Annotated in this window: 8 protein-coding genes; 6 read left to right on the top strand and 2 right to left on the bottom strand. The window is 72.2% G+C overall.

The window, feature by feature from the left end; translation table 11 throughout:
- Positions 1-100: 100 nt before the first annotated feature.
- Entirely contained in the window at positions 101-679 is a 579-nt protein-coding gene (locus AB0C29_RS24260) for a GNAT family N-acetyltransferase (RefSeq protein WP_360549781.1), read from the bottom strand.
- A 52-nt stretch (positions 680-731) separates the two neighbouring features.
- Between AB0C29_RS24260 and AB0C29_RS24255 the strand changes: the two genes are divergently transcribed.
- From AB0C29_RS24255 to AB0C29_RS24230, 6 genes are all read left to right on the top strand, one after another.
- On the top strand, positions 732-1,964 hold the full coding sequence (locus AB0C29_RS24255; protein WP_360824117.1) for a DNA glycosylase AlkZ-like family protein: 1,233 nt from the start codon (positions 732-734) through the stop codon (positions 1,962-1,964).
- The gene (locus AB0C29_RS24250) at positions 1,961-2,512 is read left to right on the top strand and encodes a DUF2752 domain-containing protein (protein WP_360824114.1); all 552 of its coding nucleotides are present in this window, start codon (positions 1,961-1,963) and stop codon (positions 2,510-2,512) included. The genes AB0C29_RS24255 and AB0C29_RS24250 overlap by 4 nt, the downstream gene beginning before the upstream one ends.
- A gap of 73 nt (positions 2,513-2,585) precedes the next feature.
- Positions 2,586-3,491 carry a 4-hydroxy-tetrahydrodipicolinate synthase gene (dapA, locus tag AB0C29_RS24245; RefSeq protein ID WP_360824111.1) on the top strand — a complete coding sequence of 302 codons (906 nt, stop codon included), beginning with the start codon at positions 2,586-2,588 and terminating at the stop codon, positions 3,489-3,491.
- Positions 3,492-3,504: 13 nt separating this feature from the next.
- Entirely contained in the window at positions 3,505-5,193 is a 1,689-nt protein-coding gene (locus AB0C29_RS24240; RefSeq protein WP_360824108.1) for a ribonuclease J, read from the top strand.
- Between the two features lie 113 nt (positions 5,194-5,306).
- Positions 5,307-6,611, top strand: coding sequence for a S1 family peptidase (locus AB0C29_RS24235; protein WP_360824105.1), 1,305 nt, complete (start codon positions 5,307-5,309; stop codon positions 6,609-6,611).
- A gap of 81 nt (positions 6,612-6,692) precedes the next feature.
- On the top strand, positions 6,693-7,058 hold the full coding sequence (locus tag AB0C29_RS24230; RefSeq protein WP_360824102.1) for a DUF2784 domain-containing protein: 366 nt from the start codon (positions 6,693-6,695) through the stop codon (positions 7,056-7,058).
- Here the strand turns inward: AB0C29_RS24230 and AB0C29_RS24225 are convergent.
- The gene (locus AB0C29_RS24225) at positions 7,032-7,442 is read right to left on the bottom strand and encodes a YbjN domain-containing protein (protein WP_360824099.1); all 411 of its coding nucleotides are present in this window, start codon (positions 7,440-7,442) and stop codon (positions 7,032-7,034) included. The genes AB0C29_RS24230 and AB0C29_RS24225 overlap by 27 nt on opposite strands.
- Between the last annotated feature and the right edge of the window lie 147 nt (positions 7,443-7,589).

Here is a 7,589-nt window from a genome sequence, read left to right as displayed (position 1 = left end):
GCGGATCTGCCCGTCCGGCCCGGCCAGCGCCATGGTCGGCGCCGCCACGGTGGTGACGAGCTCGTGCAGGAGCGGCTGGAGACGCGGCATGCCGGCCCGGTCAGGAGGCCTCGGGCGGCTGCGGGTCGACGGCGACGTGCAGCCGCAGCTGGGGGACCAGCATGTCGTCCACGTCCAGTGCGCGGCCGGCGCCGTCGGGCTCCCAGCCAGTGGACACGAGGAACTTCTTCATCGCCTCGTCCGCGTCGTAGGCCCAGGCCACGGCCGCCTTGAACGCGTCCTCGCGCCACAGGTCGACGGTGGCCGCGAGCAGCCGGCTGCCGTGCCCGCGGCGGCCCCAGCGGGGCTCGACCAGCAGGTCGGTGATCGCCGCCACGTCGTCGGGCAGCGGCGGCTCCTCGGGGACGAGCGCCTGCTCGTCGGCCGGTCCGGAGGCCGCGAAGCCCACCACGTGCGACGCCGCCTCGCCCTGCTCGACCGCGATCAGCACCCGGTGCCGCGGCGAGGGCGGGGCCTCGATCGCCTCGGCCCAGCCCCGGGCCAGGTAGGCCTCGTCCAGGTTGGCCAGGACGTGCGCCGGGAACATCCGCCGGTATGCGGTCCGCCAGGTCGTCAGCTGGATGCGGGCGATCTCGCCGGCATCGGTGGGACGGGCGGGACGGACGAAGCCGAGTGCCATGCCGGCAGCCTACAGACGGCTTTGTCGTACCCCTCGGCTAGCGTCCTGGTCTGTGGCCGTACCCGAATCTCTCTCCGTCGCCCAGGCCCGGCGCATCACGCTCGCCGCCCAGGGTTTCGCCGACCCCCGGCCGGGCGGCGCCACCGACATGCGGCACCTGCGCCGGGTGCTGCGCCGCCTGCACCTGATCCAGATGGACTCGGTCAACGTCCTGCAGCGGGCCCACTTCATGCCGCTCTACAGCCGCCTCGGGCCCTACCCCACGGCGCTGCTCGACCGGGCCGCCTACCGCAGGCCCCGGCTGCTGTTCGAGTTCTGGGGGCACGAGGCGTCGCTGATCGACGTCGAGCTCCAGCCGCTGTTCCGCTGGCGCATGGCCCGCGCGCAGGACTACGCCTGGGGCAACATGCGGCGCATCGTGGCCGAGCAGCCCGAGCTGGTCGCCTGGGTGCTCGACGAGGTCCGGCAGCGCGGCCCGCTGACCGCCGCCGAGATCGAGCACGACGCCCCGCGCACCAAGGAGCACTGGGGCTGGAACTGGTCGGTCGTCAAGCAGGCCCTGGAGTGGCTGTTCTACAGCGGCGAGGTCACCGCCGCCGAGCGCACCACCTCCTTCGCCCGGCGTTACGACCTGCCCGAGCGGGTCCTGCCCCGGCACGTGCTGGAGGCGCCGACCCCGTCGCCGGAGGATTCGTTCCGGGCCCTGGTCGAGCTGTCCGCCCGCACCCTGGGCGTGGCCGCCGAGCCGGAGCTGCGCGACTATTTCCGGCTGCCGGTGGCCGGCTTCAAGCAGGCCCTGGCCGAGCTGATCGAGGACAAGGTGCTGCTCCCGGTCGCGGTGCGCGGCTGGAAGGGCCCGGCCTACCTGCACCACGAGGCCCGGCTGCCGCGCCGGGTGCGGGCGGCGACGCTGGTCAGCCCGTTCGACCCGCTGATCTGGGAGCGCGGGCGCACCGAGCGGCTCTTCGACCTCAACTACCGCATCGAGATCTACGTCCCCGCCGCCCAGCGGCTGTACGGCTACTACGTGCTCCCGTTCCTGCTCGGCGAGGAGTTCGCCGCCCGCCTCGACCTCAAGGCCGACCGCAAGAGCGGTGTGCTGCAGATCCCGGCCGCCTGGATCGAGCCCGCCGCCGACCAGGAGGAGACCGCCGCCGCGCTGGTGCCCGAGCTGCACCGGCTGGCCGGCTGGCTGGGCCTGCGCACGGTCGCGGCCCCCCAGCGCGGAGACCTGGCCGGCCCGCTCACGGCCGCGCTGAAGCTTGCCTCCGCGGGTGTACCGTGACGCCCATGAGCAGTGCGACCGACCCCGTCGCAGTCCACCCGCAGGTCGACGGGCCGGTGCACGGTCCGTACCCGCCGCCGCCGTACTTCGAGCCGGCCCAGCCCGACCGGGTCACGCGGTTCGTGCAGCGCAAGTGGCGCGAGTCGCCGATCTGGGTTGCCCCGGCCGCGATGCTGGTCTGCATGGCCGGCGCGGTGGGCTACACCCTGGCCACCCACCCCACCGAGGCGAACGCCGGTGCGGCCCCGAGCTGCCTGCTCAAATACACCACCGGATTCATCTGCCCGGGCTGCGGCGGCACCCGCGCGGCCTGGTATCTGCTGCACGGCGACATCCCGGCGGCGGCCCGGCACCACGCGCTGTTCGTCTTCGTCGTCCCGTTCCTGCTCTACATGTACGTCGCCTGGGCCGGCCGCCGGCTCTTCGGCTGGCAGCTTCCGCAGCTCAACCTCGGCCCGGGCGTGATCGGTGGCTTCATCGCCGTCTGGGGTGTCTGGAGCGTCCTGCGCAACCTGCCGTGGGCGCCGTTCACCGCCTTCTACGTCTGAGGCCGGGCCCCGGCCGGGGCCCGGGCCCACCGGCGACGGGGAAACCCCTCCGGCCGTCCGATAAGTTGTCGGTATGACGCACGACCACCCGCGGCCCTTCGGCCGGCTGCTCTCGGCCATGGTGACCCCGTTCACGACGGACGGCTCGCTCGATGTCGACGGCGCGGCCAGGCTGGCCACGTGGCTGGTGGACGAGCAGGGACACGACGCCCTGGTGATCAGCGGCACCGGTGGTGAGTCACCGACGACCACCGACGCCGAGAAGGAGACCCTGCTGCGCGTCGTCGTCGAGGCGGTGGGCGACCGGGCCCGGATCGTGGCGGGCGTCGGCACCAACAACACGGCCCACACGGTCGAGCTGGCCCGGGCCGCGGAGAAGGCGGGCGCGCACGGCCTCCTGGTCGTCACGCCGTACTACAACAAGCCCCCGCAGGCCGGTCTGATCAGGCATTTCACCACCGTCGCGGACGCTGTCGGCCTGCCGGTCATGCTCTACGACATCCCGCACCGCTCCGGCGTGCCGATCGCCACCGAGACGCTGGTCCGGCTGGCCGAACACCCCACCATCGTGGCCGTCAAGGACGCCAAGGGCGACCTGGCCGGCAGCGCCGACGTGCTGCGCCGCACGGACCTCGCCTACTACTCCGGCGAGGACGCCGCCATCCTGCCGCTGCTGTCGATCGGCGCGGTCGGCGTGGTCGGCACCTCCACGCACTTCATCGGCCCGCAGACCAAGGCCATGATCGAGGCGTACGAGCGCGGCGACACCGCCGGGGCGCTGGCGCTGCACCGGCAGCTGCTGCCGCTGTTCACCGGCATCTTCCGGACCCAGGGCACCATCCTCGTGAAGGCCGGCCTGCGCGCCCTCGGGCTGCCCGCCGGACCCGTGCGCTCACCGCTGGTCGACGCCACCGAGGCCGAAACGAACCAACTGCTCGAGGACGCCGCCGCGGCGGGACTGCACCTCGGCACCAATTAGAGAGGCCTCGCACTTGAGCCAGGCACACGTCGAGCTGGAACCACCACCCCCGCTGCCGGAGGGCGCCCTGCGCGTCATCCCGCTCGGAGGTCTCGGGGCCATCGGCCGCAACATGACGATTTTCGAGTTCGACGGCAAGCTGCTGGTCGTCGACTGCGGAGTGCTCTTCCCGGACGTCGAGCAACCCGGCGTCGACCTGATCCTGCCCGACTTCGACCCGATCCGGGACCGGCTGGAGGACGTCCAGGCGATCGTGCTGACCCACGGGCACGAGGACCACATCGGCGCGGTGCCGTACCTGCTCGCCCTCAAGCCGGACATCCCGCTGGTCGGCTCCGAGTTCACCCTGGCGCTGGTCGAGGCCAAGCTGGCCGAGCGGCGGCTGGACCCGTACACGCTGACCGTGCGCGAGGGGCAGACCGAGCGGCTGGGCCCGTTCGAGTGCGAGTTCTTCGCGGTCAACCACTCGATCCCGGACGCGCTGGCGGTGGCCGTACGCACGCCGGCCGGCCTGGTCCTGCACACCGGCGACTTCAAGATGGACCAGGTCCCGCTGGACGGGCGGATCACCGACCTGGCCGGGTTCGCCCGGCTCGGCGCCGAGGGTGTCGACCTGCTGCTGTCCGACTCGACCAACGCCGAGATCCCCGGCTTCGTCACCCCGGAACGCGACATCGGCCCGGTGCTCGGCGCCATCTTCGCCAAGGCCCGCGGCCGGATCATCGTGGCGAGCTTCGCCTCCCACGTGCACCGCGTCCAGCAGGTGATGGACGCCGCCTACGAGTACGAGCGCAAGGTCGCCCTGATCGGCCGCTCGATGGTCCGCAACATGGGCATCGCCCGGGACCTGGGCCTGCTGCGCATCCCGGACGGCCTGCTGGTCAGCCTGGACGAGGCGGCCCAGATGCCGCACGACGAGATCGTGTTCATGTCCACCGGTTCGCAGGGTGAGCCGATGAGCGCGCTGGGCCGGATGTCCACCGGCGACCACCGGCACATCACCATCGAGTCCGGCGACACCGTCGTGCTGGCCAGCTCGCTGGTGCCGGGCAACGAGACCTCGGTCTACCGGGTGATCAACCAGCTGGCCCGGGCCGGCGCCACGGTCGTGCACAAGGACACCGCCAAGGTGCACGTCTCCGGGCACGCTCCGGCCGGCGAGCTGCTCTACCTGCTCAACGTCGTACGCCCGAGCAACCTGATGCCCGTGCACGGCGAGTGGCGGCACCTGCGCGCCCACGCCCAGCTCGGCATCGAGTCCGGGGTCGCCCCGGACCGGGTCGTGCTCTGCGAGGACGGCGACGTGGTCGACCTGGTCGAGGGGCACGCCCGGCACGTGGGCCGGGTCAAGAACCGTTACGTGTACGTCGACGGCCTCGCCGTGGGCGACGTCAGCGAGTCGCTGCTGACCGAGCGGCGCATCCTCGGCGACGGCGGCTTCATCTCGGCCACCGTGGTGATCGACTCGGTGACCGGCAAGGTGGTCGGCGAGCCGAGCATCTCGGCCAAGGGCTTCTCCGAGGACCCGCAGGCCTTCAACCCGGTGATCCCGCTGCTGACCGCCGCCCTGCACCGCTCGGCGGAGGACGGCATCACCGACACCCACCAGCTCCAGCAGGTGGTCCGGCGCACCGTCGGACGCTGGGTGAACGACGCCTACCGGCGCCGGCCGATGATCGTGCCGACCGTCGTGGAAGTGTGATCGACAGCCATAGTTTTCTGTGAATACCGGATTTATTGATCCGGCCGCGACCCCCTTGCGTATCTGAGGGCACGGTGCCGCCCCCACGGCACTCGATGCGAGGGGAGTTACGGATGCAGCGGAGAACGGTCGTCGCGCTTGCGGCGACGGTGACGGCAGCGGGAGCGGCGGTGGCGTTCACGCTGCCGTCCATGGCGGGCACGAACGCCGACCGCCGCCCTGCGTCTCAGTCGACCGGCGGAGTGGCCCCACAGCTGCTCGCCGCGATGCAACGGGACCTCGGTGTGAGCGCCGACCAGGCCGCGGCCCGGGTGAAGCGGGCCGCGTGGGCCAGCGGGGTGGCGGCGCAGTTGCGCAGTGCCTCCGGCGACTCGTACGCGGGCTCCTGGCTCGGCAAGGACGGCACGACGCTGAACATCGCGATCACCGACGCCGGCCTGGCCGACGAGGTGCGCGCGGCCGGGGCCACCCCGAAGCTCGTCGAACGCAGCGTGGCCCAGCTGGACCGGGCCAAGAAGGCGCTGGACGCCGAGGCCACCAAGGCCGACCGGGACCTGCCCGGCTGGTACGTCGACGTCGCGGCGAACCAGGTCGTCATCCAGGCGCTGCCCGGTGACACGGAGCACGCCGAGGAGCTGGCCGAGGACGCCGGCCTCCCCGGCGAGGCGGTGAAGGTGGTCGTCACCAAGGCCGCCCCGAAGCCGCTGGCCGACGTCATCGGCGCTGAGCCGTACTTCGTCAACATCGGCGGCGGCCAGGCCCGCTGCTCGATCGGCTTCGCGGTCGAGGGCGGGTTCGTCACCGCCGGGCACTGCGGCGCCGAGGGCACCCAGACCACCGACCGGGAGAACCTGGACCAGGGCGAGGTCGTGGCGTCGGTCTTCCCCGGCACCGCGGACATGGGCGTGGTGCAGACCAACGCGAACGTGACGCTGCAGCCGTTCGTCAACGACTTCGACGGCAACGCGCTGCCGGTCGGTGGCAGCACCGAGGCTCCCGTCGGCGCCGCGGTCTGCCGGTCCGGTTCCACCACCGGCACGTTCTGCGGCACCATCCTGGCCAAGAACCAGACGGTCAACTACCCGGAGGGTGCGGTCACCGGCCTGACCCGGACGGATGTCTGCGCCGAGGGCGGTGACTCGGGCGGCCCGTGGCTCTCGGGTGACCAGGCCCAGGGCGTGACCTCCGGCGGCTCGGGCGACTGCACGGTCGGCGGCGAGACGTTCTTCCAGCCGATCACCGAGATCCTCGAGGTGAACAACCTCACCCTGCTCACCACCGGCGGCGCCGGTGGTGGCACGAACGCGGGCGCTCCGGCCGCGGAGGGGACCACGGCTCCGCCGGTCGAGTCGACCGAGGCGCCGGCCGGCAACAACGGCAACGGCAACGGTCACCACCGCCGGGGTCACCGCAACTGACGCACCACCCGTAGACGTGCTGCCCGCGCAGGCCATCCTCCGTCCTGTGCGGGCAGCGCTGCGTCGCCTACCGTTGGCGGCGTGGGCTACCGGATCCTGATCGCCGCGGCCGTGGGCGCGCACTTCGCGTTCCTGGCCTTCGGCATCTTCGGCGGCTTTCTCGCCTGGCGCTGGCGCCGGCTCATCTGGCTGCAGATCGTCAGCGCCGCCTGGCTCCTGATCATCGTGGTCGCGCGGCTGTCCTGCCCGCTGACCTGGCTGGAGGACCGCGGCCGGGCCGGCGCGGGGCTGCCGCTGCGCGAGGGCGGCTTCCTGGACAACCACGTGGCGGGCGTCTTCTACCCGCACGGCTACGAGTGGGCGGCGCGGATCACGGTCGCCGCGATCGTCCTCACCTCGTGGATCGGCTTCGCGGTGCGCTCAAAGCTCCGCGACCGCGTCGGCTAGCTCACAGCCGGTCGCGATCCCGCAGATCATCACCTGGTCGAGCTGCTCCGGGGTGACGCCGCGTTCCCAGTCGCCGACGACCTCACCGACCACCCGCACCGCGCCGTCGTCGGCCGTGTGCACGTACGCCTTGGGCCAGAGCCGGTCGTGGTTCCAGGCGTTGCAGAAGGCGTACAGGCGGGGGACGTCGTCGGTGCTGAAGACCGTCCGGGTCAGCGTGCGGACCTGCAGGACCTCCTCGTCCTTGCCGAGCCGGAAGAAGTAGATCAGGCAGCCCTGCCAGTTGCCGCCGATGTCACCGTCGTCGTCGACGAAGTGGGCGAACGCGCGGGCGTTCAGCGCGTCGATGATCATGTCGTGGCTGAGCGGTTGCGGCGCGGACATGCTGTTGATCCTAGGGGCTGTCCTGCCGGTCATGGCGACGCCGAGGCGAGGTCCAGGTTTCGCGTCGCAAGTGGGCCGGGCGGTCGAATACCGGTGTTGTATTCGGCCGTTCGGACCGCGCCGCGAGGCGGAAGCTGGGCCCGGCGC

The organism is Actinoplanes sp. NPDC048791 (assembly GCF_040650095.1).
In the GTDB taxonomy this organism is placed as follows: Bacteria; Actinomycetota; Actinomycetes; order Mycobacteriales; family Micromonosporaceae; genus Actinoplanes.
This window is presented reverse-complemented; position numbering and strand designations above follow the sequence as displayed.

Excerpts from the sequence above, each read along its gene's own strand:
- AB0C29_RS24260 (WP_360549781.1), bottom strand. The coding sequence starts at position 679 with ATGGCACTCGGCTTCGTCCGTCCCGCCCGTCCCACCGATGCCGGCGAG.
- dapA (WP_360824111.1), top strand. The coding sequence starts at position 2,586 with ATGACGCACGACCACCCGCGGCCCTTCGGCCGGCTGCTCTCGGCCATG.
- AB0C29_RS24235 (WP_360824105.1), top strand. The coding sequence starts at position 5,307 with ATGCAGCGGAGAACGGTCGTCGCGCTTGCGGCGACGGTGACGGCAGCG.
- AB0C29_RS24225 (WP_360824099.1), bottom strand. The coding sequence starts at position 7,442 with ATGTCCGCGCCGCAACCGCTCAGCCACGACATGATCATCGACGCGCTG.